Origin of the sequence: Mesorhizobium jarvisii, assembly GCF_003601985.1 — a bacterium.
In the GTDB taxonomy this organism is placed as follows: domain Bacteria; phylum Pseudomonadota; class Alphaproteobacteria; order Rhizobiales; family Rhizobiaceae; genus Mesorhizobium; species Mesorhizobium jarvisii.
In genome coordinates this window covers 56,330-82,430 of sequence record NZ_QZXA01000009.1, presented here as the reverse complement: position 1 = coordinate 82,430, position 26,101 = coordinate 56,330, and the positions used below count along the sequence as shown (strand labels likewise).

Below are 26,101 nucleotides of genomic sequence, written 5' to 3'. Positions count from 1 at the left end.
CATTGGAGTGCGGGCGCCAACATACGGTCTGGAATGAGGCTGGCAAGCCGCGCTATGGGTCTGGCATGACCAATTCGACGCTCCCCTATCTTGCCTTTGATCCAGCCACTCGCCAGTTGCGGCTCGACCCGCACGAGCCGGCTTTCTTCCTGAACCCGTACGAGGCTTACGCCTTCCTGCACGGCGTTTCGAACGCCTTCTTCTGGGAGGAATTCGGCTTCTGGTGCTTGGGCGGCTTCGACGATGTCAACCGGCTGCTGCGCGACCGCCGCTTCGGCCGCCAGAACCCGGCCGGCATTCCCGACAGCCGTGGTGTTGGCCAGGACCGCAGCCATCTCAAGGCGTTCGACGGCATTGAAGCCAACTCCATGCTCGAATTGGAACCGCCGGTGCACACGCGGCTGAGAACGCTGGTCAACCGGGCCTTCGTCTCGCGCCAGGTCGAGCGGCTGCGGCCGCGTGTCGAGGCGCTCGCCAACGAGCTGATCGACCGCTTTGACCCGGCCGGGCCGGTCGACCTGCTTCCCGCCTTCGCCTCCCCCCTGCCGATCACCATCATCGCCGAAATGCTCGGCATGCCGGTCGAGATGGGGCCGCAACTGCTCGACTGGTCGCATCAAATGGTCGCCATGTACGTTCATGGCCGCACGCGCGAGACCGAGGAGACGGCCAATCGCGCCGCGGGCGAATTCACCGATTTCCTGCGCGGCTACATTATCGAGCGACGCAAGAACCCCGGCGACGATCTGCTGTCGCTGCTGATCTCGGCACAGGAGGACGGCCAGAGGCTGTCGGAGGACGAAATGGTGTCCTCGGCCATACTGCTGCTCAATGCCGGCCATGAAGCGACCGTGCATCAGGCCGGCAACGCGGTGCGCTCGATCCTGGCGCAAGGCGGCGATCCCAGCCGCTTCTTCACCTCGGCGGAAGCGACAGCCGCAACCGTCGAGGAATGCCTGCGCTTCGACGCCCCGCTGCACATGTTCACGCGCTACGCCTACCAGGAAATCGAGATTGCGCCCGGCATCGTCGTGCAGCCGGGCCAGACCATCGGGCTTTTGCTCGGCATGGCCAATCATGATCCGCGCGCCTTTGCCGAACCGCAGGCCTTCCGGCCGGACCGGAGCGACCAGAAGAACGTGTCCTTCGGCGCCGGCATCCATTTCTGCATCGGCGCGCCGCTGGCGCGGCTCGAATTGCAGGTGTCGCTGAAGACTTTGTTCGAGCGGCATCCGCGGCTGCATCTTGCCGAACAGCCCCGCTTCCGCGACACTTACCACTTCCATGGGCTGGAAATGCTCGCCGTCGGCTTCTGAACGATCGCGGGCCTGGGGCTGCGCGATGAGACTGTTCTGGAGACCGGCGACGGCGTTCGCATTGGCGTTTCTATGCGCCTGCCTGGGCACGGCGCGTGCCCAGCAACAGCCGGAGAACATCCCGTGGGAGAACAGCATGGCCATCGCGCAGAAGATGGCGATAGGCCTCCTGGAGCGGCAGACCGGATCGAAGGGCCTGCCGCTGGCATCCTTCGCCATCGAGGTCGATCTCAATCTTGACGGCTTGCCTGAGATCTTCGCCTACCGCTATGCGCCGGGCTGCGACGGCGTCAATTGCGGTAACTTCCTGTTCGTCCTGGAAGGCGACAGCTATCAGGAGGTTCTCGGCGACATTCCCGGCGCGCGGCTGGTGCCGCAGGACAAGATCGCGCTCAGCCCCTTCAAACGGAACGGCTTTTTCGACATCCAATCCGACACGATGACGATCGGCTGGGGCGGAAAGCGCTATGTCGACGCTTCCACCCTTCCTGCTTCGACGCTTGATGGCACCGCTTTCGTGGCGGCCTGCCAGAAAAACAAGTTGAGCGAACAGCCGTCGCAGGGTGAAACGGAGCAGGTGAGCGCCGCTTGCCAATGCCAGTTCAACCGATTCCAGAAGGTCGGCTTCACGCAGGCCGACCTTGACGCCTATGCGGCCTCACTCGTGGGCGAAGATTTCGACTATCCGATAGGCGACAAGGAGGATGCCTGGCTCGCTCTATCGAAAAGCGCCCAGGACGTCGCCACGGGCTGCGAGGTCGCGAGCGGCAAAAGCCAATGGCCGCCGGCCTATTTCGACCATGGCGACCAGCCGCAGCAGAAGCTGAATTTCGGCGCCTTTCTCGACGCCTGCCCGGCGCAGGATTTCATCATGACCAACCACAAGATTGGCTCGCCCGATCGCGCGCTCGCACTATGCGGCTGCGTCGCCCGCGAAATCCCGACCTATGGCGTCAGCCAGCAGGGGCTCGACCTTCTGGCGCAATATTATCGAGACGAGATCACGGACGCCGATATCGAAGCCCAGGACGCCGATCTGCTGACCGCGCATGACAAGGCGTCGGAAGCCTGCCTAAGCCAGTTTCCGGCGAAGTGATCACAGCTTGATCACATACTCCTTGCGGGTGGTTTCAAGCACTTCCCAGCTGCCCTTGAAGCCCGGCCTCAGCACGAAACTGTCACCCGACTTGACCGTGCGCGCTTGCCCACCGTCTTGCGCGATCACCGAAACGCCGGACAGGATGTGGCAGAATTCCCATTCGTCATAAACGATGCGCCATTTGCCGGGAGTCGATTCCCAGATGCCGGCATAGAGGCCGCCGTCCCGCTCCTCGACGTTCCAGGTGCGGAATTTTGGATCGCCCGAGATCAGGCGATCCGGCGCGGGCGCGCCGGATTCGGGTTCGACGCTCTTGGTGTCGACGGAAAGAAAAGCGGCCATCAGCAATCAGACCTTGGCGAGTGCCTGTTCGAGGTCGGCGACAATATCGGTGACGTCCTCGATGCCGATCGAAAGCCGCACGGTGTCCGGGCCGGCGCCGGCCTTGACCTTCTGCTCGTCGGAGAGCTGGCGGTGCGTGGTTGACGCTGGATGGATGACCAGCGACTTGGTGTCGCCGACATTGGCCAGATGCGAGAACAGTTCCAGCGCCTCGACGAATTTGACGCCGGCCTCGTAGCCGCCCTTGAGGCCGAAGGTGAAGACGGCGCCGGCGCCCAGCGGTGAGTATTTCTTCTGCAGCGCGTTGTTCTTGTCGCTGGGCAGGCCGGGGTAGTTCACCCAGGCGACCTTGGGGTGGTTGGACAGCCAGCCGGCGACCGTGACGGCGTTGTCGCAGTGACGCTGCATGCGCAGCGGCAAGGTTTCCAGGCCAGTCAGGATGAGGAAGGCGTTGAAGGGCGAGATCGCCGGGCCGAGATCGCGCAGGCCAAGCACGCGCGCAGCGATGGCGAAAGCGAAATTGCCGAAGGTTTCGTGCAGGACGAGGCCGCCATATTCGGGGCGCGGTTCCGACAGCATCGGGTACTTGCCCGACTTCGACCAGTCGAAGGTGCCACCATCGACAATGACGCCGCCGATCGAATTGCCATGGCCGCCGATGAACTTGGTCAGCGAATGCACGACGATATCGGCGCCGTGCTCGATCGGACGGATCAGATAGGGCGAGGCCAGCGTGTTGTCGACGATGAGCGGCAAGCCATGCTTGCGGGCGATGTCGCCGATCTTCTCGATGTCGACGAAAGTGCCGCCCGGATTGGCCAGGCTCTCGATGAAGATCGCCTTGGTCCTGTCGTCGATCTGGCTCTCGAAGGTCGAGATGTCGTTGGTGTCGGCCCAGCGCACTTCCCAGCCATAATTCTTGAAGGCATGACCGAACTGGTTGATCGAGCCGCCATAGAGCCTTGTCGCGGCGACGAAATTGTCGCCCGGCTGCATCAGATTGTGGAAGACGATGACCTGCGCGGCGTGGCCGGATGCGACCGCGAGGGCAGCCGTGCCGCCTTCGAGTGCGGCGACGCGCTCCTCGAGCACGGCCTGCGTCGGGTTCATGATACGGGTGTAGATGTTGCCAAACGCCTTCAGGCCGAACAGGGACGCGGCGTGGTCGGCATCATCGAAGACGAAGGAGGTCGTCTGGTAGATCGGCGTGGCGCGCGCGCCGGTGGCCGGATCGGGCTTGGCGCCGGCATGGACGGCGAGCGTGTTGAAACCGGGCGTACGGGTCACTTAAAACCTCCCTCGAGAACCTTCTGAAAATCGCCGAGCATTCTTGGCGAAGCCGGGCATGGAATGCAAAGAAGAAAATACCCTTCGGCGTGGGACCTTCGACCAAGCTGCAGGAAAATACGGCGCTAGCCGGAATAATTTTGCGCTTCTCGCTCGCGGCCTATTTCTGACGCACGCCGAAACTCTGGAAGCCCTGGCGCATCAGCGGCTTCTTGGACGACAGCACCCCGGAATTGACACCGGTCCAGCCGATCTCGCCGGAGAGCTTGCCGTATTCGATCTTGGGGCAGCGGTTCATCACCACCTTGATGCCGGCGGCCTCGGCGCGAGCGGCGGCCTCGTCATGGCGCACACCGAGCTGCATCCAGATGACTTTCGGCAAGGGATCGAGCCGCAATACCTCGTCGACGATGCCCGGCACCGCGGTCGCGGCGCGGAAGATGTCGACCATATCGATCGGCTCCGGAATATCGGCCAGACTGGCATAGGTCATCCGGCCGAGGATTTCCTTGCCGGCCTGGCCCGGATTGACCGGAAACACCGAAAAGCCCTTGGCCAGCAGGTATTTCAGCACGAAATAGCTCGGCCTGACGTCATTGGCCGACGCGCCGACCATGGCGATGGTCTTCACCGAATTGAGGATGCCGGCGATGTAGGTGTTGTCGTAGCTATCGTGATTCATGCCTCGTCCTCATACAACGCCTCGGCGAGAAAACCATCCGGGTCGTTGCTGAAATCGCGCAACATGCGGAAGTGGTCCGTATCACGAAAGTCGGCGGGCTCGAGCCCGAAGCGGCTGATGCGGAACAGCCGCGCGCCGGGACAAGCCATCAACAATGGCGAGTGCGTCGCCATGATCACCTGCGCGGTGCCGGACTGGTCCATGCGCCGCAGCATCTTCAGCAGCTCGATCTGGCGCGACGGCGAAAGCGCGCTCTCGGGCTCGTCGAGGATGTAGATGCCTTGCCTGCGGCAGCGCTCCTCGAAGAAGCGGATGAAACCCTCGCCATGCGACCAGGACAGGAAATCCGGCGGCGTCCCGCCCGATTCCCTAGCTGCCTCGTCGAGGTAACGGGCAACGGAATAGAAGGATTCGGCGCGGAAGAACCAACCCGCGGTAACCTTCGGCAGCCAGTGGCAACGAAAATTGTCGGCCAGTTCGGCACCGCTCTTGTCGATGGCACGAGAGTGGTCGACAGGGCGGTAACCCTTGCCGCCGCCGGCCTCGTCATAGCCGGCCAAAGCACCAATCGCTTCCAGCAGCGTCGATTTGCCGGTCCCGTTCTCACCGACGATGATGGTGATCGGCGTGGTGAATTCAAGTTCGAAGTCACGGCCGCGAAACAGCGGCAGGTTCCAGGGATATTTTTCCCAGTCCGCGACCCGCGCTGGTTCAAGCAGGATGCGCTTGAGGTATGGTGCCTTGAGCCGCGTCAGCTGTTTGCGGTAAGCCATCACCCGGGCAACGAAATCGTGCCGTCTTGCGCGATCGGAAAGGCCGGATTGTGCGCCACTTCCCAGACGTGCCCGTCCGCATCGGCGAAATAGCCGTACCAGCCACCCCAGAAGGCGCGGCCGGCCGGCTTGACGATACGGCCGCCGGCTTTCTCGGCCATGGCGAGCACCTCGTCGACCTCGGCGTCGGAGCGGGTGTTGTAGGCGAGATAGACGGCGGACGGCGCTCCGGCGAATGTAATGCCGGAATCCGCCTCGGCACTGGCGCGCGGGAACAGCCCGAGAATGACCCCGCCCATCTGGAAGAAGGCGACGCCGTCGGTGATCGCGGCATGCCGTTGCAGACCCATGGCTTCGTAGAAGCGCACGGCGCGATCGAGATCGTCCGTGGCGATGGTGACGATGGAGATGCGCGGCTCCACGGCTACTCGTCCGCCCATTCCGGCTTGCGCTTGCCGATGAAGGCGCCGATGCCTTCCTCGGCGTCCCGCGCCAACATGTTCTCCACCATGACGCGGCCGGTATGGGCATAGGCGTCCGCCAGGCCCATTTCGGCTTGCGCGTAAAAGGCCTCCTTGCCGGTCTTGACCACCAAAGATGATTTGGAAGCAATGGTTTGCGCGTATTTGGTGACGATCTGATTCAGGTATTCGCGCGGCACGACGCGGTTGACCAGGCCGAACTCCTTGGCGGTTGCCGCGTCGATCGTCTCGCCGGTCAGCAGCATCTCCATCGCCTGCTTGCGCGAGACGTTGCGCGACAGCGCCACCATCGGCGTCGAGCAGAACAGGCCGATATTGACGCCCGGCGTGCAGAAGGTCGCCTCATGCGAGGCGATCGCCAGGTCGCAGCTGGCGACGAGCTGCAGGCCGGCGGCCGTCGCCAGGCCGTCGACTTCTGCGATGACCGGCACGGGATGGCGCACGATCGCCTGCATCAGCTGGGCGCAAGCGGCGAATGTCTCTTCGAAGAAAGCCTTGCCGCGATCGGCGTCGGCGCGGCGCGCGGTCATTTCCTTGAGATCATGGCCGGCACAGAACACTTTCCCGGCCGCCGACAGGATGATGACACGAACCGCCTTGTCAGCCCTGGCGCGGTCGAGCTCCGCCGTCAGCGCCGCCATTACCGCTAGCGACAGAGCATTGGCCGGGGGATTGGCGAGGGTGAGCCGCAGCACGCCCTTGTCCAGCCTGGTCGTGACCGGCCCCTCGGCAGCAACAGGCTTGATGGCAAGTATTTCGGCCATGGCTAAGGTCTCCGCGATTCCGGTCGGGCTTACGGACTATCTAATATCGGATCGGCTTTCATCCAACACCCATCGCTTGCGCCAGAAGGCCGAAGATGTTGCCAGCAACGCCCTGCCGCGTTCATACAGGCTTGGCGTAAAAGCGAGAGACCGACATGCCCGCCCAGACCAACCTCAAGCCGATGCTGACGGCAGCACAAGTCAATGTGCTGATGGAAACCGTCTATCCCCAGCTCAACGAGCAGTTCAAATATTATGAGGCCATCGACGTTTTCCCAGGCGGCTGCACCGTGCGGCTCAATGCCGGCGAGCGGCATTTGCGTCCGGGCGGCACGGTGTCCGGTCCATCGCTGTTCACGCTGGCCGACATTGGCGGCTATGTCTGCGTGCTTTCCCATGCCGGGCCGGATGCGCTGTCCGTGACGGTTAACCTCGACATCAACTTCGTGCGCAAGGCCGAGGCCGGGCCGATCGATGGCCATTGCCGCATCCTGAAGCTGGGAAAGAGCCTGATGGTGTTCGACATCGACATCGTCGCCGGCCCGCAAGCACACACGATCGCGCACGCCACCGGCACCTATTCGATCCCACCGAAGCGCACCGGCGATGTGGTAAAATAATACCTTTTTACTAAGCTATTGTTTTTACTTCCGTTTCTTCGCTGGATGGCTTTTTGATCGGCTTGACGCGCAATTCCCCGTCGCCTATAAGCCCTCACGAAGCAGCGGCCCGCAAAGGCCGCCGTTTTGTTATTGGCGGCGGGCAAGCGTCTTCGCCAATCCAAGCAACAAGAAACGCCTTCTCTTTGAAGGTCAAAACCGAGAGCAGAAAACATGACAACCTTTTCGCAGAAGCCTGCGGATGTGGTGAAGAAGTGGATCCTGATCGACGCCGAGGGTCTCGTCGTCGGCCGTCTCGCCACTGTCATCGCCAATCATCTTCGCGGCAAGCACAAGCCGACCTTCACCCCACATGTCGACGACGGCGACAATGTCATCGTCATCAATGCCGACAAGGTGGTGTTCACCGGCAAGAAGTTCACCGACAAGGTCTATTACTGGCATACCGGCCACCCCGGCGGCATCAAGGAGCGCACCGCGCGCCAGCTGCTCGAGGGTCGCTTCCCCGAGCGCGTCGTCGAGAAGGCCGTTGAGCGCATGGTCCCGCGTGGTCCGCTCGGCCGTCGCCAGATGAAGAACCTGCGCGTCTATGCAGGCGCCGAGCATCCGCATGTCGCCCAGCAGCCAGAAGTCCTCGACGTGGCCAAGCTGAATTCCAAGAACAAGAAGGTCGCATAAGATGGCTGAGCTTTCCTCGCTCGCAGAACTGGGCGCCGCCACCGGCAACACCAATACGCAGGCCGCGGCACCCGTCCACGTCCAGAAGCTCGACAAGTCGGGCCGCGCCTATGCCACCGGCAAGCGCAAGAACGCCATTGCGCGCGTCTGGGTGAAGCCGGGTTCCGGCAAGATCGTCGTCAACGACAAGGAATTCGCGACCTATTTCGCGCGTCCGGTCCTGCAGATGATCCTCAACCAGCCGATCATCGCCTCCAACCGTTCGGGCCAGTATGACATCGTCGCCACCGTCGTCGGCGGCGGCCTCTCCGGCCAGGCCGGCGCGGTGCGTCACGGCATCTCCAAGGCGCTGACCTACTACGAGCCGGCGCTGCGCGCCGTGCTCAAGAAGGGCGGCTTCCTGACCCGCGACAGCCGCGTCGTCGAGCGCAAGAAGTACGGCAAGGCGAAGGCCCGCCGCTCCTTCCAGTTCTCGAAGCGCTAAGCGCTCCGCAGTTTGGGCAATCGAAAGGCCGCCTCCGGGCGGCCTTTTTGCATTGCGAATCCCTATCCTGCGGAATGATCCGCGTCGCGGATGAACAGGAAGGCGCAGAGCGCCGAGAACGCCACGGCGAGCGCGGAGGCGAGGAAAGCAAGCTGCATGCCCTGGATCGTGCCCAGCGCCAAAGCGGAGCCGAACAGCGCGACGCCGATCGCCCCACCCGACTGGCGCACCGTGTTGAGCACGCCCGAGGCTGTTCCCGACATTGCCGTCGGCACGGACGACAGCAACGCCGTGGTCATGGCGGGCACCGCAAGACCGATGCCGACCGGCAGAAACAGCAGCCGCCACAGCAGCGACAGATAAGAGGTGTCGGCCTGGATCAGCGCCATCAGGCCGAAACCGGCCGCGCCGATAAGCAGGCCGATCGCCATCGGCAACCGAGGGCCATACGTCGCGGCGATGCGTCCGGCGGCAATGTTCGACACGGTGACCGCCGCCATGAACGGCAGGAAGGCGAGCCCGGTCATTTCAGGCGAAAAATGCCTTTCCTGCTGGAAATAGAGGCTGAGCATGAAAATCGTGCCGTAGAGCGTCAGATTGACCGCCAGTCCAACGAGGCTGGTCGCCGCCGGCACGCGGCTGGCAAATAGCTTCAGTGGAAACATCGGCGCCTTGGTCCGGCTCTCGACCAGCAGGAACAGGCTTCCGGCCACTGCAGCCACGGCCAGTCCGCCGATAACCGGCAATGAAGCCCAACCGGACGAGCCGGTTTCGATGAAGGCGCCGGTCAGCGAAAACAGCGTCAGCACGACAAGCCCCTGCCCGGCCCAGTCGATCGGCGGCTTTTCAGCCTTCAGCGGCGTTTCGCGTAGAAACTGGTAGGCCATCCAGATGGCAAGCGCGCCGATGGGCAGGTTGACCAGGAAGATGCTTGCCCAGCCGAGCGACCCGACCATGAAGCCGCCGAGCACCGGCCCGGCCGAAAGCGCAACACCGCCTGCCGCCGTCCACAGGCCGACGGCCCGCGCGCGGCGCGCCTTGTCCGAAGCGTAGGCACGGTTGAGCAGCGCCAGCGAACACGGCATCAGCAAAGCCGCACCCGCGCCTTGCACGGCGCGCGCCGCGATCAGCACCCAAGGGCTCCCTGCCAGGCCACAGACCAGCGAGGCGATGCTGAACAGCGCCATGCCGCCGACGAACACCCGGCGGGCGCCGATCCTGTCGCCGAGCGCACCGCCGGCTAGCAACAACGAGGCGAAGGCAAGCGTGTAGGCATCGACCACCCATTGCAGGCCGCCTATGCCCATCGAAAGTGCAGCGCCGATCCTGTTGAGGGCGAGATTGACGATGGAGACATCGAGCTGCACCACCACGAACCCGAGACTGGTCGCGGCGACAGTGGCGGCATAGGTGGCGCGGGGCTTGGAAACGATGGTGTCGGTCATGCCTTGGCATAACGGCTTCTCGCTGACACCGTTCCGTCAGGAGAGGCCAGCCTGCGACAACCAGTCAGGGATGCCGATCCCGGCAAATCAATTGATGCTGGCGGTCGCGGCGGGTTCGATGCGTTCGCCCGTCCCGGCATAGGGCACGCGGTAACCGTTCGCCGCCAGCCAATCGATGGCCGCCTTCGGTTCGTCGGTCTGGATGATGGTGGCGCCGCGATCGGCCCAGAAACCCCAGGCTTCGCGCGGCAGGCTGGCCTGGACCGCCAATTCGTCGCCACGGCCGCCTGCGAGAAACCCGCCGGGCTTGTTGACGATGGCATAAGTGTCGGCCCAGATGTGCCAGTTGCCCCGCACCGCGGCCGCGCGCATGCGCGTGCTGAACAGCGGTCCGCCGGTTTCGGTCAGCGTCTCGGCGCCAGCCCGCCAGTTGATCAGCTCGATCGCGCGCGGCGAGAAGGCGTGGTCGACCGTTTCGGCGAAACCGGCATCATGCACCGCGTCATCGGCGATGATCGGCATGAACTGGACGCCGCCGCCGATCGCGGCCATGGCGGCCTTCACCGTGGCAATCCTGGTCTGGTTCCAGAGGTTCTCCTTGACGATGACCTGGTCGGCCATGCCGAGATCGCGCGCCACCGCGATCATGCCCGGCAGGTCGCCGACTTCGAGCTTGTTGTCGAGATTGATCAGGATCCGGTCCCTGGTCGCCAGCAGCATCTCGCGCAGCGTCGAAACCCTCTCGTCGGTGACGGCGCGGGTGCCCTCGATCACCAAGCGGCAGGTCTTCAGTTCGGCCAGCGTGTATTTTGCCACCTCGCCGTTGCAGGTGGTGGTGCGGTCGAGCCAGCTGTCATGCATGACGACGAACGCGCCGTCCTTCGAGCGCCTGATGTCGACCTCGACGATCTCGGCGCCCATGGCGATCGAGCCTTTGACGGCGGCGAGCGAATTTTCCGCATAAAGCGTCTTGCCGGCCTGCATACTGCCTGCGCGATGGGCGGCCACCATGACATGGTCGCGCCACTGGTTGGCATGCTCGAAACGGTCGAGGATCTGCCTGGCGCGGCTTTCGTCCGCAAAGGCCTGACCGGAGACGGCCGCAAGGGTCGTGCAAAGCAGAAGGCTCAGCCAGATCGTCCGCATTCGAGAATCGCTCCTTGCCGGATCGAAGCCGGGATAGGCGATGCCCGTGACATCTGGGTGAACGAAGCCGGCTAGCGGATGGTCGCGATATCTGGCGTCAAATGCGCTTCGAGAGCCGGCGGAACCAGGCCATCGCCGGCATTTCAATGAAACGCCAGGTGATCCACGACGCGGCGATGGTGGCGACGAGCATGATGACGATTGCAACCGTTCCGGCCCAGCCGGTGCCGAAGCCCGTCGCCGGCGAGCCGCGCAGCACGATGTCGCCGACCAGGCCGAGGCCAAGCTTGTGCTCGACGAGCCCGGCAACGTTGATCAGGCGCGCCTGCACGAAGATGTGGACCATGTAAATCGAGTAGGACAGCGCGCCGAGCGTCAGCATGACCGGCGCCCGTAGCAAGGCGGAAATCCAGCCGCCTTCATGGGCGAAGAGAAACAGCGCCAGCGCGAACACCAGGGGTGCCGCGATGCCGAAATCATTGCTGCCCGCCAGCGACACGAAAAACACGATGGCCGCCACCATGACGATTTCGGCAAGGGTCCAGCTCAGCCGCGGGCCGCTTCTGGCGAGGAGCTGTCGTGCCCCTGCAATGGAATCATGCTGAAACCAAGCCAGCAGGGCGCCGAGCGAGAAGCCGTAGAGGCAGCGGATGAAGCCGAAATCGTAGGATACGTCCGTATGATGCGTGGAGAAACCAAACAGGAACAGCGGCGCGGTGACGGCGGCGGCGAAAAGCCATATCCAGGCACGCGCGCCGGCGATGAAGACCACGCCGGCAAACAGGAGATAGGCGAAGAACTCCGCCGAAATGCTCCAGCTTGGCGCATTCCAGGTCAGATGATCCTCGAAGCCCATCCCTTGCAGCAGGAGCAGATTGGCAAGCAGGCTCTTCAAATCGAAACCGCCGGTGAAGGGGGCAGCGCCGGTGCCATGCAATTGCGGCAGCATCAGCCGCAGCAGTTCGAAGCCCGCAAAGGCCGCGAGCATGATGACATGCAGCGGATAGATGCGGCCGAACCGCACCAGCGCGAAGCGGGCGACCTCTATCGGCTGACTCAGCCGATCCGCATAGCTGCTGGCGATGACGAAGCCGGAAAGGACGAAGAAGAAATCGACGAAAAGATAGGACGAACCGATGAAGGCGCTCTGCGAGATCGCGGAAGCGGTCGGGAAATGAAACAGCGCCACAAGCAGCGCGCAGATGCCGCGCCACGAATCGAGAACCTGGAAGCGCTCGCCGGCTATCGTGCCGGCATGGGTCGACACCACGCCATCGGACGGATTAAGAAACGCGGCCTGCGTCATGATGGGACAAATCCTGTCTTGCCGTGGCACCCGGGCGGCGCCGTTTCGTCTCCCCAAGCTGTGACTGGCATCTTCCATGCCGGTTCTGTAGTTGTTGCACCCCGATGAAAACGAGGACCAGTAATGGCGACCAAGAACATCGACCATGCCTTCACCGCCCGCTCCAAAACGGGCGGCGCCCTTGAGCCGACCTATTCCGGCGCGCTGTCGTTCATGCGGCGCAAATACACCAAGGACGTGAAGGGCGCGGATGCGGTGGTGTGGGGCATTCCCTTCGACGCCGCCGTCACGAACCGGCCCGGCGCCCGTTTCGGGCCGCAGGCGATTCGCCGCGCCTCGGCGATCCTCGACAATGACCCTCAGTATCCATTCTCGCGCGATCTGTTCGAACATCTCGCGGTGGTCGACTATGGCGACTGCCTGCTCGACTCCGGCAACCACCAGAAAACCCCCGGCACGATCGAGCGCGAAGCGGCGAAGATCCTGAAATCAGGCGCCTTCCTTTTGACGCTGGGCGGCGACCATTTCGTCACATGGCCGCTGCTCAAGGCACATGCCGCCATCCACGGACCGCTCGCTTTGGTGCAGTTCGACGCGCATCAGGATACCTGGGAGGATGACGGCAAGCGCATCGACCACGGATCCTTTGTCGGCCGTGCGGTCAAGGAAGGCATCATCGATCCGGACCGTTCGATCCAGATCGGCATCCGCACCCACGCCCCTGATACGTTCGGCATCAAGATCCTCTACGGCCACGAAATCGAGGAGATGCGTGCCTCCGACATCGCCTACGCCATCGTCGACCGCACCGGCGGCAAGAAGACCTACCTGACCTTCGACATCGACTGCCTCGACCCGGCCTATGCGCCCGGAACCGGCACGCCGGTGGCCGGCGGCCCGTCCTCGGCGAAGATCCTGTCGACGCTGCGCCAGCTCAACCAGGTCGATATTGTCGGCGCCGATGTCGTGGAGGTTGCGCCGGCCTATGATCACGCCGATATAACGGCGATCGCCGGCTCGATGGTGGCCATGCAGTATCTCGGCCTGCTGGCTGAACGAAAGGCACGGCAGGAAGAGATGAACAACGGCAATCACAACGGTGCCGCGGTGAATCACGGCAACGGTATATAGTCTCGGAATATCAGGGAATTTGATCAGGTCATGAAACCGAAAATCTTCATCGACGGCGAGCACGGCACCACCGGCCTGCAGATCCGGGCGCTGCTTGCCGAGCGTGGCGACCTGGAGATCATTTCCATCCCCACCGAGCGCCGCAAGGAGACGGCGGCGCGCGCCGAATTCCTCAATGCGGCCGATATCGCGATCCTGTGCCTGCCGGACGATGCGGCGAAGGAGAGCGTCTCGCTGATCGCCAACGACACCACCAAGGTCATCGATGCATCGACCGCGCATCGCGTCGCCGAAGGCTGGGCCTATGGCTTCGCCGAGATGGACAAGGACCAGGCCAAGACGATCGCCACGGCCAAGCGCGTCGCCAATCCCGGCTGCTGGCCGCAGGGACCGATCGCCACGCTGAGGCCACTGGTCACGACAGGCCTGTTGCCGGCGGATTTCCCCATCACCGTCAACGGCATTTCGGGCTATTCGGGCGGCGGACGCCCGATGATCGAGGACTACGTCGCCAAGGGCGAGGACGCCTCGGAGTTCCTGCCCTATGGCCTCACCCTGCAGCACAAGCATGTGCCGGAACTGCGGGCCTATGCAAAACTGTCACATGACCCGATCATGCAGCCGGCGGTCGGCAATTTCGCCCAAGGCATGATCACAGTGGTGCCGCTGCAGCTCGGCGGCCTCGAGCATGTGCCGACAGGCGCGGAGCTTCATGCAGCCATTGCCGACCATTTCGCCGCCATCAAGGGCGGCGTGGTCGAGGTGGCGCCCTATGCGCACCTGGAGCGCATGCCGGAGATCGATCCCGAGATCTACAACGGCACCAACCGCATGAAGGTCTATGTCTTCGCCAACGACAAACGCGCGCAAGCGCTGCTGCTGGCGGTCTACGACAATCTCGGCAAGGGTGCCTCGGGCGCAGCCGTCCAGAACATGGACCTGATGCTCGGGCTTTGATGGACGCACCAGTTTTCCCGGCGCGCTGGAAAATCAGCGCGCCCGAACTCATTGCCGAGACCTTTTCGAGCCGCATCTGGAAGGTTGTTCGCGGCGACGGCTCGCCGGCCGTCGTCAAGGCGCTCAAGCCTTTCGACGATGTCGCCGACGAATTGCGCGGCGAGCATTTCCTCGCCTGGCGGCGCGGTGAAGGCGCGGTGCGCCTGCTTGGCCGCGACGGCCACAGCATGCTGCTGGAATATGGCGGCGACACCTTGCTTACCCAGGTTCTCGATGAACAGGGCGACCATGCCGCAACCGCAATCGCGGCTGAGGTGATGGCGAAACTGTTTTCGCCGTCGCATCACCCCTTTCCGCCCGAGCTGCAGCCGCTCAGGGAGCGGTACGCCAGCCTGTTCAGGAAAGCCGCAACCGACCGAGACGCGGGTCATGCCAGCATCTATGTCGAGGCAGCGTCGATCGCCGGACGGCTGCTGGATAATCCGCACGATATCAGGCCCTTGCATGGCGACCTGCACCACGACAACATCCTGCAGGGATCGCGCGGCTGGCTGGTGATCGATCCGAAGGGCGTGCTCGGCGATCCCGGCTTCGACGCCGCCAACATGTTCTACAACCCGCTCGACCGCGACGCGCTTTGCCTCGATCCCCAGCGGATCGCACACATGGCCGAAGTCTTTGCCAAGACGCTGGGGCAGTCGCCGCCGGCGATACTGGACCATGCCATCGCCTATGGCTGCCTGTCCGCGGCCTGGCACCACGAGGACGACAACGCGGTCGATGAGAACCGCGAACTGTCGATCGCCAAGGCGATCCGGGCGGTGCGGGCGAATTTCTGACCTGAGGGACGGGCCAAGCGGCTCGGGATCAACTCCTGAGCACGATCTCCTGCGGCAAGGGATAGGCGCCCTTGGTGCCGCGCCAGTGCGCGGCAGCGAAACCCAGCACGATCAGTGCGAAACCTTGATGCGTCAGCGCCATATGCAGCGGCACCTGCATCAGCAGTGTGCCGATGCCGATCGAGGCCTGCACCAGCACCAGCACAAACAACAGTGTCGCGCGGCGCGCATGGGTCGAGCCGGGCAGCCGCCGACGCGTGGCGATCATGTGCCAGAGCGCGACGGCGAAGACCGTATAGGCGCCAAGCCGATGGATGAACTGCACCGTCTTCGGACTTTCGAAGAAGTTGCGCCATACCGGCTCGAGGATCAGCAGATCGCCGGGGATGATCTTGCCGTCCATCAGCGGCCAGGTGTTGTAGCTCAGGCCGGCGTCGAGCCCGGCGACCAGGCCGCCGAGATAGATCTGGATCAGCGCCAGGAACACGATGAAGCCGGCCAGGCGCTGCGTCGAGCGATCGGCGGCGGGCTCCGAATGCGGCGCCAACCCACGCGCGACGACCATGGTGGCGGTGAAGATCAGCGCCGCCAGCGTCAGATGCGTCGCCAGCCGGTACTGGCTCACAGATACGCGGTCGACCAGGCCTGAGGCCACCATCCACCAGCCGATGGCGCCCTGCAGGCCGCCGAGGAGAAGAATACCGACGAGTTTCGGCCCAAGGCCGCGCTCGATGCGGCGGCTCACCCAGAAGAACAGCAGCGGCAGGGCGAAGACCAGGCCGACGCTGCGCGCCAGCAGACGGTGCGCCCACTCCCACCAGAAGATCGACTTGAACGCCTCGATGCTCATGCCCTTGTTGAGCTCGGTGTATTGCGGGATCTGCTGGTAGCGCTGGAATTCCTCCTGCCACTCGGCCTCGTTGAGCGGCGGGATAACGCCGTGGATCGGCTGCCATTCGGTGATCGACAGGCCGGACTCCGTAAGCCGCGTGGCGCCGCCGACCAGCACCAGTGCAAACAGCACCAGAAGCACGACATAAAGCCAGCCGCGCACAAGCGCGCGGTTGTGCAGGTCGCGGTCGCGGGCGACGTATGGGTGGGCGGCTGATATGGCAGCCATGATCTGTCCAGTCCGGTTGAATGTCGCGGATTGGTGAACCATAGCACCCGTGCTGGCAAGACCATGCAGCGCGGCACGCCGTCGCGCCCGATGTCGCAGGTTGCGCGTGTCCTGCGTTCGGCCTAAGCGGTAGCGATCAACGAGGCCAAGCCATGCCCATTCGCCTGAAAAAGCTGATCGGAATGTTCGTGCTGGTGGCACTGGTCATCATCTATGCGCTGGTCGCATCGATCTTCGCCGTCGCCCGGCTGTCGGAGTCCAGCGCGTTGGTGCAATTCCTGTTCTTCCTGCTCAGCGGCCTGCTCTGGGTGCTGCCGGCGATGGGCATCATCAAGTGGCTGATGCTGGAGCCGCGCTCGAAAGGCTGAAACGGGCTGCCTTGGCTCGCAGCTCATACGCTGCTGGATCAGCGCGCAAGGCGGATTGACGGCAAACCCGGTCAGATGGTGACGACCATCTTGCCAGCATTGGCGAGCGGCGTCGTCACGCCCGACAGCATGGTGCGGATATGGGCAAGGTTCTGGTAGCGGCCATTGATCGAAATGCGCGGCAAGGCATGCAGGAAGCCGGCATGTCCGGCGCGCAGCACGCCATGGCGGGTCGTCACGGCGGAGACATAGCCGGCGTCGCGGGCAAAGCCGACTTCGCGGCAGCCGACGGCGCTTGCATAGCCATAGGGATAGGCGAAATGGAGTGGTTCGCTGCCAAGCTCTGCTCGCAACATGCCCTTCACGGCGTCGATCTCGCGCCGTGCATCGGCCTCGGAAAGCCGCTTCAGGTTGCTGTGGTTGATCGTATGGGCGCCGATCGTAACCAGGGGATGCGCGGCGACGGTGCGGATCTCATCCCAGTTCATCAGCGTCCGCAGGCGCGAGGCGTCCGCGTCGACGCCGTTTGAACTGGCGAGATCGCGCAGCACGGTGCGCAGATCTTCCTCACGAACCTCGGTGGCCAGGTAGGCGTGCAGCCGGGTTATGGCCTGGCTTTTCCTGGCCGGGGTCGCGCAATCGATCACCGCCGGACCATTCGAGGTCGACAGAGTCAGGCGGTCCGACGCGTTGACGATATCCTCGGCCACATCCCACCAAAGATCGGCGGTGCCGTCGATCAGCCCCGGCGCCACATAGATGGTGATCGGCGCGCGGTGCTTCTCCAGCACCGGCAGGGCCTCGGTCATGTTGTCACGATAGGCATCGTCTGCGGTGATGGTGGCGAACCGGCCGCCCTTGCCGCCTGCCTTGATGCGCTGCACGGCCTCGTCCATCGAGACGAAAACATAGCCGTCCGCTTTCATGTCGGCGATCACGGCGTCAAGGAAACTGGGGGCGATGTTAAGGTGCCGGTTAACGCTGTCAGGCTTTTCCGGTGTCGCTGTCACGCGGTGCAACATCAGGATCGCTCCGATGCCGCCGACAAATGGCCTGGCCAGTGGTGCGAGGCCGGTATAGCGGGCGACGTTGAGCGCCAGTTTCCGGATTGCCTCCCCACCGTCGATCATTCATTCACCTTTTGCGCCTAGGCTGATCCAAGCACGGAATACGCCTGCGCGCCCCCCAAATCGGGATCAATACGCCTTAAGGATTGAGGTATGGTTGACGCAATGGCGTCATTTGACGGCAATCGGCTTGCGGCGATCGAGGCTTCGCCACGCGCCCTGCCGAAGGATGCCGCCGGGCCATCGGTCTCCGTCGTGGGTGCGGACGGGCTGGCGGCCTATGCGGAATTCTGCCGGTCGGCGCTTTATGCGCCGGCCCAGGGCGCAACATGGATCCTGAACTGGGCCGCGCAGCTCGAGCCCGATCTGTTGGTGGCGACGCTCACTCTCGGAGGCAAGCCGGTCATCGCACTGGCGCTGGAGGTTGTCAGCCAGGGCCCGTTCCGGGTCGCCCGTTTCATGGGCGGCCGCCATGCCAATGGCAATTTCGCGGCCGCTGACCCGCAATGGCTGGCCAGGGCGGAGAGCGCGGCCGTCGACTCAGTGTTTGGGGCCATCGCCAAGGCTAGGCCCGACATCGATCTCATCGCGCTGGAACGATTGCTGCCCGATCTCGACGGCATCGCCAATCCGCTCGCATCGCTCGATCATTTCTCCAGCCCCAATCTTTCGCTGGCCGTCGACCTTGGCGGGGGCTTCGATGCGCTGCTGCTGCGCGCCAGCGGCAAGCGCAAACGCAAGAAACATCGGTCGCAGATGCGCAAATTCGACGCCGTCGGCAGCCATCGGCGCATCGAGGCGCGCAGCCCGGACGAGGTGGAGAGATTGCTCGACGCCTTCTTCGAGATGAAGGAGCTCCGCTTTCGCAAGATGGGCATTGCCAATGTCTTCGGCGGCGACCAGACACGCGCCTTCTTCAGGGCGCTGTTCACGCAGGCCCTGGCCGAGGACACGCCCTCTTTCGTGCTGCATGGCTTGGAAGTCGCCGGCAAGCTACGCGCCGTCACCGGGTCGAGCCGCTCCGGGAAACGCCTGATCTGCGAGTTCGGAGCGATCGCCGAGGATGATCTCGCATCCAGCAGTCCCGGCGATTTCCTGTTCTTCGACAACATCCAGGAAGCCTGCGAGGCGGGTTTTGCCGTCTACGATTTCTCGGTCGGCGACGAGCCCTACAAGCGGCAGTGGTGCGATATCGAAACCCGGCATTTCGAGGTGCTGGTCCCGCTGACGCTGAAGGGCCGCGCCCTGGCGCAGACGCTTCGCCAGGGCGCGCGGCTGAAGGCGTTTGTCAAGAACAGCCCGACAATCTGGAACCTGACCAAGGTGCTGCGCCGCAAGGCAGCCGGACAGGCAGCGCACGCTGCCACGGACGAAAACTAGCCGTCAGAAATTGAGAGCCTCGCGAAGCGCCGGCCCCGCCCTGACGCGCAGATCGAGATCGGCCTCGATATGGTCGATGTGGTGCAGCATCAGCTGGCTGGCCCGTTCGCAATCGCTGCTCTCCAGCGCGCCGACAATTTCGGTATGCTCGCTGTGCCCGCAGGCTGACACGCCAGACCGCCCATAAAGCGCGATGACAAGCGAGGAGCGCGCGACCAGTTCCTCCATGAAGCGCTGCAGGATTGCGTTGCCGGCGACCGAAGCAAGCAGCAGATGGAAATCGCCGGACGCCTTGATCTCGGAACGCCGCGCGGTCGGACCGCGTTCGGCGATGAAGCGGCCCTCCTCGTCGAGTTGAGCCCTGAAGGCGGCGATGTCGGCCGATGTGACGCGCCCGCAGGCGGCAATAGCAATCCCGGGCTCGATCAGCCGGCGCGAGGCGAACACCTGGCGCGCCTCCTCGGGCGAGGGGTTGGCGACGAACGCGCCGCGGTTGCGCTCCGTGCGCACCAGGCCTTCGAAGGACAACATCTGCAGGGCCGCGCGTGCCACGGTGCGCGACACATCGAACAGCGTGCCGACCTCGCCCTCCGACAGCTTGGTGCCCGGCGCCAGCCGGCGGTCGACGATGGCGTCGCGCAGATTGTCGCGGATCGCCTGCGCGCGATCCTGGTTGGCGCTATCGGTGGAATAGATGTGATCGGCAATATTCATGGCGATGATGTTCCCGCACCCTTCTAACGCGACTCGCCGTCTGCGCACGAGAGGCAAAGTGAACACAAAGCCGAAAAAGATTGCATACGATTTTTGTGCATATCGCGCACAATCGCCCATAATTTGTGCAATGCACAAAGCCGCCCGCCAGATAGGCAACGGCCGACAGGCCTGATTTTCTAGACAATTCAAATGTTTGGCCAGTCACCCCGATATTGGCACGCATGATGCATTGGTTAATGCGACCAAACGGGGAAGCCTGAATGTCCAAAGCCGCCGAGATCGACATCGTGTCCGTTTCGAAAGTCTATGGAACGACGACCGCCGTCGAGGATATCAGCCTGAAGATACCGGCGGGCACCTATTGCTGCCTGCTCGGTCCCTCCGGCTGCGGCAAGACCTCGACGCTGCGCATGATCGCCGGCCACGAAAGCATTTCGTCGGGTGACGTCCGGCTCGGCAACACCGTCGTCACCGACCTGCCGCCGGCCAAACGCGGCACGGCGATGATGTTCCAATCCTATGCGCTGTTCCCGCATCTCGACCTCATCGACAATGTCGCCTTCAGCCTGAAGATGAAGGGCGTCGACAAGGAAAAGCGCCGCGCCAAGGCGCTCGACATGCTGAAGCTGATGCAGATGGAGGCCTATGCGACCCGCCGCCCGGCGCAGCTCTCCGGCGGTCAGCAGCAGCGCGTCGCGCTCGCCCGCGCCCTGATCACCGATCCCGAAGCGCTGCTGCTCGACGAGCCGCTTTCGGCGCTCGATCCGTTCTTGAAGATCCGCATGCGGGCCGAGCTGAAGAAATTGCAGACGTCGCTCGGTATCACCTTCGTCCACGTCACCCACAGCCAGGAGGAGGCGATGGCGCTTGCCGACCTGATCGTGGTGATGAATGACGGCCGCATCGAACAGGCAGCGCCGCCTCGCGACGTGTTCGAGCGGCCGGCCACGGCCTTCGTCGCACGCTTCATGGGCGACCACAATGTCATCTCCGGCCGGGTCACCGGCGGCCGAGACGGCATGGTCGTCTTCGACGTCAACGGCGGCGGTTCGCTCGCCACCAGCGGCGCAGCACAGGAAGTGGGCGCGCCGATCGACATCGCCATCCGTACCGACCATGTGCGCATCGGCGAGGCACCCGCGCCCGGGCTCGGCTTCACCGGCATCGTCGCCAACATCGAATATCGCGGCGCCACGGTGAAGCTCTCCGTCACTGGCGCCGGCATCGACGACTTCACCGTCATCATCGACGATTCCGACTTCTTCGCCAAACCCGTCGCCATTGGCGATGCCGTACCGCTCGCCTGGGATGCCGAGGATGCGATCGTCCTCGGCCACCTTCATTCATGAGATCAACCAAGCAAAACAAGACAGGGGAATAGACATGACAGACACAATGCAACCCAAGCAAAACAAGACTGGCATCTCGCGCCGCTCGCTGCTCAAGACGGGTGCGGCCGCGGTCGGCTTCGCCGCCGGCTCGGGCGTCATCACGGGCTTCCCGACCATCTGGGCGCAGTCCAACATCACGCTTCGCCAGTTTGGCACCGGCGTGTCGAACCTCAACGCCATTGCCGACAAGTGCAAGGCTGACCTCGGCATCACGCTGGAGATGACGGCAACCGATTCCGACGCCGCCGCCCAGCGCGCTGTGACCCAGCCCGACAGCTACGACATCGCCGATATCGAATACTGGATCTGCAAGAAGGTGTTCCCCACCGGCGTGCTGCAGCCGATGGATGTCAGCAAGCTGAAATATTACGACGAGCTGGTGCCGCTGTTCAAAACCGGCAAACTCACTCCCGACAGCGTGATCGCCCAGGGCACGGCGCCACACACGGTGGGCTACGTCGAGGCGCAGGACTCCAAGACCTTCGCCAAGGCGCCGACCAACTGGTTCACCATGGTGCCCACCATCTACAACGCCGACACGCTGGGCATCCGCCCCGACCTCGTCGGCCGCGACATCACAACCTGGGCCGACATCATGGACCCGGCCTTCAAGGGCAAGACCGCCATCCTCAACATCCCGTCCATCGGCATCATGGACGCCGCCATGATCATGGAAGCCATGGGTAACATCAAATATGCCGACAAGGGCAACATGACCAAGGACGAGATCGACAAGACGATCGACTTCCTGATCAAGGCCAAGCAAGGCGGCCAATTCCGCGCCTTCTGGAAGTCCTTCGACGAGAGCGTGAATCTGATGGCATCGGGCGAAGTGGTCATCCAGTCCATGTGGTCGCCGGCGGTGGCCGCCGTGCGCTCCAAGGGCATCCCTTGCCGCTTCCAGCCGCTCAAGGAAGGCTACCGCTCATGGGGCGGCGGTCTCGGCCTTGCCGCCCACCTCAAGGGCGCGGAGCTCGATGCTGCCTACGAATACATCAACTGGTACACGTCGGGCTGGGTTGGCGGCTACCTCAACCGCCAGGGCTACTACTCGGCCAACATGGTCTCGGCCAAGAAGTTCATGACCGAGGACGAGTGGGGCTACTGGATCGAGGGCAAGCCGGCCAAGGGCGAGATCAAGGCACCGGACGGCACCGTCATGGAGAAGGCCGGCGCCGTTCGCGATGGCGGCTCTTTCGAGGAGCGCATGGGCAAGGTCGCCTGCTGGAACTCGGTGATGGACGAGGACCGCTACATGGTGAAGCGCTGGAACGAGTTCATCGCGGCGTAAGGAACAAGCGCCTCTCCTCTTCCCCTTCTCCCCCTGGGGAAGGGGAAGGCAGCTCCGCCCGGACAGCAAACCCGCACCGAGAGCCTAGATGACAGTCGCCCTCGAACGCCCCACCATAGCCGCCAGTCCCACCGGGCGTCGCCGCCGCTTTTCGCTCGGTGCCGTCACGCCCTATCTGCAGTCGGCTCCGCTCGCGCTGATCCTCGGCGCGTTCCTGCTTTTGCCCATCATCATGATCGTCGTCGTGTCCTTCTGGGATTACGACTTCGCAGCCATGTATCCGGATTTCCTGACAACCAACTATTCCGACGTGCTGGGCTCCTGGGTCACCTGGAAGACCTATCTCAATACCATCAAATTCGCGGCCATCGTCTGGGCGCTGACCTTGTTCATCGGCTTCTGGGTCGCCTATTTCCTCGCCTTCCACATCCGCACCACGGCAATGCAGATGGTGCTGTTCCTGGTCTGCACCGTGCCGTTCCTGACCTCCAACATCATCCGCATGATCTCATGGATCCCGGTGCTCGGCCGCAACGGGCTGATCAACTCGACGCTGGTGCATATGGGTCTGGTGCCAAAGCCCATCGAATGGCTGCTCTATTCCGAATTCGCGGTCGTGCTGGCCATGGTGCATCTCTACACGCTGTTCATGGTGACGCCGATCTTCAACACGCTGATGCGCATCGACCGCTCGCTGGTCGAGGCCGCGCGCGATGCCGGCGCCTCCGGCTGGCAGGTGCTTTGGAACGTCATCATTCCACTGGCCAAGCCCGGCATGGCGATCGGCACCATCTTCGTCGTCACGCTGGTGATGGCGGATTTCTCCACCGTGCAAGTGATGTCGGGCGGCCAGAGCGCTTCCGTGGCGCTGATGATGAAGAACCAGATGTCGCTGCTGCAATATCCGGCCGCCGCCGCCAACGCCGTGGTGCTTTTGGTGCTGGTGCTCTTGATGGTCGCCGGCATTCTGCGCATCGTCGATATCCGCCGGGAGCTTTGACGTGAGCCACGAAAAACGCACCCTCGAATTCTACGTGCTGGCGGCCTTCTTCGCGCTGTTCGTGCTGTTCCTCTACGGTCCACTGTCGGCGATCCTGATCCTGTCGTTCCAGGGCGAGACCGGTGGCCTCACCTTCCCGCTCAACGGTGTGTCGCTGCACTGGTTCGCCAATCTGTTCGAGCGCCAGTCGGTCGGCGATTTCGGCGGCAGCTTCAAGCGCTCGCTGGTGCTCGGCTTGATGGTGATGATCGTTACCGTCGTCGTGTCGCTGCTGGCAGGCCTTGCCTTCCGCCGGAAGTTTCGCGGTGCCACCGCCCTGTTCTATCTGGCGGTCGCCAGTCTCGTCGTGCCCTCCATCATCATTTCGCTGGGCATCGGCGTGGTCTTCCAGCAAGTCGGCTTGCGGCCCGCCTGGTATACCTCGGCCTTCGGCGCGCATCTGACCTGGACCTTGCCGTTCGGCGTGCTCATCATGTTCGCCGTCTTCAACCGCTTCTCGCCGGCCTATGAGGAGGCCGCGCGCGATCTCGGCGCCACCTCCTGGCAGACCTTCGTCCATGTCGTGCTGCCGATGATCGCGCCGAGCCTGATCGGCGTCGGCCTGTTCGGCTTCACGCTCTCCTATGACGAGTTCGCCCGCACGTTGATGACATCGGGAACCTTCAACACGCTGCCGCTCGAGATCTACGGCATGACCACCAATGTCACGACGCCGGTGCTCTACGCGCTGGGCACGGTGACCACGGTGTTCTCCTTCCTGGTGATCCTGGCGACGCTGGGCGCCATCCTCTATGTCGGCCGCCGCCGGGCGAGAGCATGACCGTGCAGATCCTGGTGGTGAACCCCAACACGACGGCGAGCATGACCGAGACGATCGCGGCGGCCGCACGCGGCGTCGCCGGCGCCTGGACCGAAATCATCGCTGTCACCTCGTCCACGGGGCCGGCCTCGATCGAAGGCTATTATGACGAGGCGCTGGCCGTGCCCGGCCTTTTGATGGAGATCGCCGCCGGCGAACGCCGTGGCGTGCAGGCGGCGGTCATCGCCTGCTTCGACGACACCGGGCTCGACGCCGCGCGGGCCATGGCCGCCATTCCGGTCATCGGCATCTGCGAGGCGGCACTCAGCATGGCCTCCTTCATCGCCCAGCGCTTCACCGTCGTCACCACCACCGAACGCTCGCGCGTGCCGGTGGAAGGGCTGGTGCAGCGCTACGGCATGACTGGACGGGCGCGTGTGCGGGCCGCCGACATTCCGGTGCTGGCGCTCGAGGACCCGGCGTCAGGCGCGATCGGCAAGCTGCGCGACGAGATCGCCCGGGCCGTGGAGGAGGATCGTGCCGAGGCGATCGTGCTTGGCTGCGCCGGCATGGCAGACCTTGCGCACCAGTTGCAGGCGGATTTCGGACTGCCTGTCATCGACGGTGTGGGCGCCGCGATCAAGCAGGCCGAAGCGCTCATCGCGCTCGGCCTTTCGACATCGAAGCGCGGCGCCTACGCCAGCCCGCTGGCCAAGCCCTATCGCGGTATGCTGAAATCGTTCTCGCCCGGAGCAGTCGCCGCGGAGTGAGCACCATGAATCGAACCATCCGCACGCTGTCGCTGGGGGAATTGTCCGGCCTCATCGACTGGGCGGCTGCGGAGGGCTGGAATCCCGGCCTTGAAGATGCTGCGATGTTTCAGGCGGCGGACCAGGAAGGCTTCATCGGTGCCTTTGTCGGGGACGACATGGTCGCCGCGATCTCGGCGGTAGCCTATGGGCAGGATTTCGGTTTCATCGGCCTCTACATCTGCCGCCCGGACATGCGCGGCAAGGGCTACGGCAAGGCGGTGTGGACCGCGGGCATGGACAGGCTGGCCGGGCGCACCATCGGCCTCGATGGCGTCCAGGAACAGCAGGCCAACTACCGGAGCAAGGGGTTCATGCCGGTCTGCGAGACCATCCGCTACAGCGGACGCCCTGCTTCCCTGCCCGCCGGCGCCGAGCGGCCTCGTATCGTGACCGCGCAGCCGGTGCCCGACATCATCGCCTACGATGCGCTTTGTTTTCCTGCGCCCCGGCGCTCATTCATGCAGCGATGGCTGCTGCCGCCACATCATGCCGTGGCGGCGATCACTTCGCGGGGAACGGCCGGCTACGCGGTGGCGCGATCCTGTCGCAGCGGCTTCAAGATCGGCCCACTCTTCGCCGACAACGTGCCGACCGCGCTTGAATTGCTCGGGGAGCTGGCGGGCGCATGCGAGGGTGGCGAATTGAACATCGACGTGCCGACTACCCAGGTGGATTTCATCGCGGCGCTCGAGGCGGCCGGTTTCTCACCGACCTTCAGCACCACCCGCATGTACAAGGGCTCGCCGCCGAAGCTCGATGCCAAGAGGGTGTTCGGCGTGACGACTCTGGAGCTGGGATAGGCCGA

The 26,101-nt window shown here is 63.8% G+C and carries 28 protein-coding genes; 16 read left to right on the top strand and 12 right to left on the bottom strand.

Translation table 11 applies throughout. The features are described 5' to 3' along the window. The first annotated feature begins 65 nt into the window (after window positions 1-65). Together D3242_RS22580 and D3242_RS22575 are read left to right on the top strand one after the other, a co-directional pair. The gene (locus tag D3242_RS22580; protein ID WP_064982603.1) at window positions 66-1,316 is read left to right on the top strand and encodes a cytochrome P450; all 1,251 of its coding nucleotides are present in this window, start codon (window positions 66-68) and stop codon (window positions 1,314-1,316) included. A 136-nt stretch (window positions 1,317-1,452) separates the two neighbouring features. Continuing rightward, the gene (locus tag D3242_RS22575; protein ID WP_081295995.1) at window positions 1,453-2,412 is read left to right on the top strand and encodes a hypothetical protein; all 960 of its coding nucleotides are present in this window, start codon (window positions 1,453-1,455) and stop codon (window positions 2,410-2,412) included. Here the strand turns inward: D3242_RS22575 and D3242_RS22570 are convergent, their stop codons facing one another. From D3242_RS22570 to D3242_RS22545, 6 genes are all read right to left on the bottom strand, one after another. After that, a complete protein-coding gene (locus tag D3242_RS22570) occupies window positions 2,413-2,757 on the bottom strand; it encodes a cupin domain-containing protein (protein ID WP_027046750.1) in 345 nt (114 codons plus the stop codon). Window positions 2,758-2,763: 6 nt separating this feature from the next. Further along, the gene (locus tag D3242_RS22565; protein ID WP_019857664.1) at window positions 2,764-4,044 is read right to left on the bottom strand and encodes an O-acetylhomoserine aminocarboxypropyltransferase; all 1,281 of its coding nucleotides are present in this window, start codon (window positions 4,042-4,044) and stop codon (window positions 2,764-2,766) included. 160 nt (window positions 4,045-4,204) lie between these two features. Then, window positions 4,205-4,726, bottom strand: a complete 522-nt coding sequence (locus D3242_RS22560) for a CoA-binding protein (protein ID WP_032929940.1) — start codon at window positions 4,724-4,726, stop codon at window positions 4,205-4,207. Then, entirely contained in the window at window positions 4,723-5,499 is a 777-nt protein-coding gene (locus D3242_RS22555) for an AAA family ATPase (protein ID WP_064982599.1), read from the bottom strand. Before D3242_RS22555 ends, D3242_RS22560 begins: the two co-directional genes overlap by 4 nt. Then, window positions 5,499-5,921, bottom strand: a complete 423-nt coding sequence (locus D3242_RS22550; RefSeq protein ID WP_027046749.1) for a VOC family protein — start codon at window positions 5,919-5,921, stop codon at window positions 5,499-5,501. The genes D3242_RS22555 and D3242_RS22550 overlap by 1 nt, the downstream gene beginning before the upstream one ends. Window positions 5,922-5,923: 2 nt before the next feature. Beyond that, window positions 5,924-6,745, bottom strand: a complete 822-nt coding sequence (locus tag D3242_RS22545) for an enoyl-CoA hydratase (protein ID WP_064982597.1) — start codon at window positions 6,743-6,745, stop codon at window positions 5,924-5,926. A 155-nt stretch (window positions 6,746-6,900) separates the two neighbouring features. Between D3242_RS22545 and D3242_RS22540 the strand changes: the two genes are divergently transcribed. From D3242_RS22540 to rpsI, 3 genes are all read left to right on the top strand, one after another. Further along, complete coding sequence (locus D3242_RS22540; protein WP_064982595.1) at window positions 6,901-7,365, top strand: PaaI family thioesterase; 465 nt, start codon at window positions 6,901-6,903, stop codon at window positions 7,363-7,365. Window positions 7,366-7,578: 213 nt separating this feature from the next. Then, on the top strand, window positions 7,579-8,043 hold the full coding sequence (gene rplM, locus D3242_RS22535; protein ID WP_010915638.1) for a 50S ribosomal protein L13: 465 nt from the start codon (window positions 7,579-7,581) through the stop codon (window positions 8,041-8,043). Window position 8,044: 1 nt separating this feature from the next. Beyond that, the gene (rpsI, locus tag D3242_RS22530) at window positions 8,045-8,527 is read left to right on the top strand and encodes a 30S ribosomal protein S9 (RefSeq protein ID WP_010915637.1); all 483 of its coding nucleotides are present in this window, start codon (window positions 8,045-8,047) and stop codon (window positions 8,525-8,527) included. Between the two features lie 62 nt (window positions 8,528-8,589). Here the strand turns inward: rpsI and D3242_RS22525 are convergent, their stop codons facing one another. The 3 genes from D3242_RS22525 to D3242_RS22515 form a co-directional block, all read right to left on the bottom strand. After that, a complete protein-coding gene (locus D3242_RS22525) occupies window positions 8,590-9,972 on the bottom strand; it encodes an MFS transporter (RefSeq protein WP_064982594.1) in 1,383 nt (460 codons plus the stop codon). Between the two features lie 87 nt (window positions 9,973-10,059). Continuing rightward, window positions 10,060-11,118, bottom strand: coding sequence for a glycerophosphodiester phosphodiesterase family protein (locus D3242_RS22520; RefSeq protein ID WP_064982592.1), 1,059 nt, complete (start codon window positions 11,116-11,118; stop codon window positions 10,060-10,062). A gap of 97 nt (window positions 11,119-11,215) precedes the next feature. After that, window positions 11,216-12,424 (bottom strand): acyltransferase family protein, encoded by a 1,209-nt coding sequence (locus D3242_RS22515; protein ID WP_064982590.1) that lies wholly within the window; start codon window positions 12,422-12,424, stop codon window positions 11,216-11,218. A gap of 123 nt (window positions 12,425-12,547) precedes the next feature. On the opposite strand from D3242_RS22515, the gene speB reads away from it, so the two are divergent. Genes speB through D3242_RS22500 form a run of 3 tightly spaced genes read left to right on the top strand, consistent with a single transcriptional unit; the run spans window position 12,548 to window position 15,351 of the window. Beyond that, complete coding sequence (speB, locus tag D3242_RS22510; protein ID WP_010915634.1) at window positions 12,548-13,555, top strand: agmatinase; 1,008 nt, start codon at window positions 12,548-12,550, stop codon at window positions 13,553-13,555. A gap of 30 nt (window positions 13,556-13,585) precedes the next feature. After that, window positions 13,586-14,512, top strand: coding sequence for an N-acetyl-gamma-glutamyl-phosphate reductase (argC, locus tag D3242_RS22505; RefSeq protein ID WP_038646321.1), 927 nt, complete (start codon window positions 13,586-13,588; stop codon window positions 14,510-14,512). Beyond that, window positions 14,512-15,351, top strand: a complete 840-nt coding sequence (locus tag D3242_RS22500; RefSeq protein WP_064982589.1) for an aminoglycoside phosphotransferase family protein — start codon at window positions 14,512-14,514, stop codon at window positions 15,349-15,351. The genes argC and D3242_RS22500 overlap by 1 nt, the downstream gene beginning before the upstream one ends. 28 nt (window positions 15,352-15,379) lie before the next feature. Here D3242_RS22500 and D3242_RS22495 read toward each other — a convergent pair whose 3' ends face one another. After that, window positions 15,380-16,471 carry a COX15/CtaA family protein gene (locus tag D3242_RS22495; protein WP_081295994.1) on the bottom strand — a complete coding sequence of 364 codons (1,092 nt, stop codon included), beginning with the start codon at window positions 16,469-16,471 and terminating at the stop codon, window positions 15,380-15,382. A gap of 152 nt (window positions 16,472-16,623) precedes the next feature. Between D3242_RS22495 and D3242_RS22490 the strand changes: the two genes are divergently transcribed. After that, a complete protein-coding gene (locus D3242_RS22490; protein ID WP_064982570.1) occupies window positions 16,624-16,839 on the top strand; it encodes a DUF2842 domain-containing protein in 216 nt (71 codons plus the stop codon). Window positions 16,840-16,910: 71 nt separating this feature from the next. On the opposite strand, the gene D3242_RS22485 is transcribed toward D3242_RS22490, so the two are convergent. Then, window positions 16,911-17,969 carry a polysaccharide deacetylase family protein gene (locus D3242_RS22485; protein WP_064982568.1) on the bottom strand — a complete coding sequence of 353 codons (1,059 nt, stop codon included), beginning with the start codon at window positions 17,967-17,969 and terminating at the stop codon, window positions 16,911-16,913. Window positions 17,970-18,059: 90 nt separating this feature from the next. On the opposite strand from D3242_RS22485, the gene D3242_RS22480 reads away from it, so the two are divergent. Then, window positions 18,060-19,286, top strand: coding sequence for a GNAT family N-acetyltransferase (locus D3242_RS22480; RefSeq protein WP_064982566.1), 1,227 nt, complete (start codon window positions 18,060-18,062; stop codon window positions 19,284-19,286). 3 nt (window positions 19,287-19,289) lie between these two features. Here D3242_RS22480 and D3242_RS22475 read toward each other — a convergent pair whose 3' ends face one another. Further along, window positions 19,290-20,000 (bottom strand): GntR family transcriptional regulator, encoded by a 711-nt coding sequence (locus D3242_RS22475; RefSeq protein ID WP_064982564.1) that lies wholly within the window; start codon window positions 19,998-20,000, stop codon window positions 19,290-19,292. A gap of 263 nt (window positions 20,001-20,263) precedes the next feature. Between D3242_RS22475 and D3242_RS22470 the strand changes: the two genes are divergently transcribed. The 6 genes from D3242_RS22470 to D3242_RS22445 all read left to right on the top strand — a co-directional run bounded on the left by D3242_RS22470 (window position 20,264) and on the right by D3242_RS22445 (window position 26,096). Next, entirely contained in the window at window positions 20,264-21,352 is a 1,089-nt protein-coding gene (locus tag D3242_RS22470) for an ABC transporter ATP-binding protein (RefSeq protein ID WP_064982562.1), read from the top strand. A 34-nt stretch (window positions 21,353-21,386) separates the two neighbouring features. After that, entirely contained in the window at window positions 21,387-22,685 is a 1,299-nt protein-coding gene (locus tag D3242_RS22465; RefSeq protein ID WP_038646310.1) for an ABC transporter substrate-binding protein, read from the top strand. 88 nt (window positions 22,686-22,773) lie between these two features. Next, complete coding sequence (locus tag D3242_RS22460) at window positions 22,774-23,685, top strand: ABC transporter permease (RefSeq protein WP_064982560.1); 912 nt, start codon at window positions 22,774-22,776, stop codon at window positions 23,683-23,685. Between the two features lies 1 nt (window position 23,686). Continuing rightward, window positions 23,687-24,505 carry an ABC transporter permease gene (locus D3242_RS22455; RefSeq protein WP_038646306.1) on the top strand — a complete coding sequence of 273 codons (819 nt, stop codon included), beginning with the start codon at window positions 23,687-23,689 and terminating at the stop codon, window positions 24,503-24,505. After that, complete coding sequence (locus D3242_RS22450) at window positions 24,502-25,254, top strand: aspartate/glutamate racemase family protein (RefSeq protein ID WP_019857643.1); 753 nt, start codon at window positions 24,502-24,504, stop codon at window positions 25,252-25,254. The genes D3242_RS22455 and D3242_RS22450 overlap by 4 nt, the downstream gene beginning before the upstream one ends. 5 nt (window positions 25,255-25,259) lie before the next feature. Next, window positions 25,260-26,096, top strand: a complete 837-nt coding sequence (locus D3242_RS22445; RefSeq protein ID WP_064983510.1) for a GNAT family N-acetyltransferase — start codon at window positions 25,260-25,262, stop codon at window positions 26,094-26,096. The last annotated feature ends 5 nt before the right edge of the window (window positions 26,097-26,101 follow it).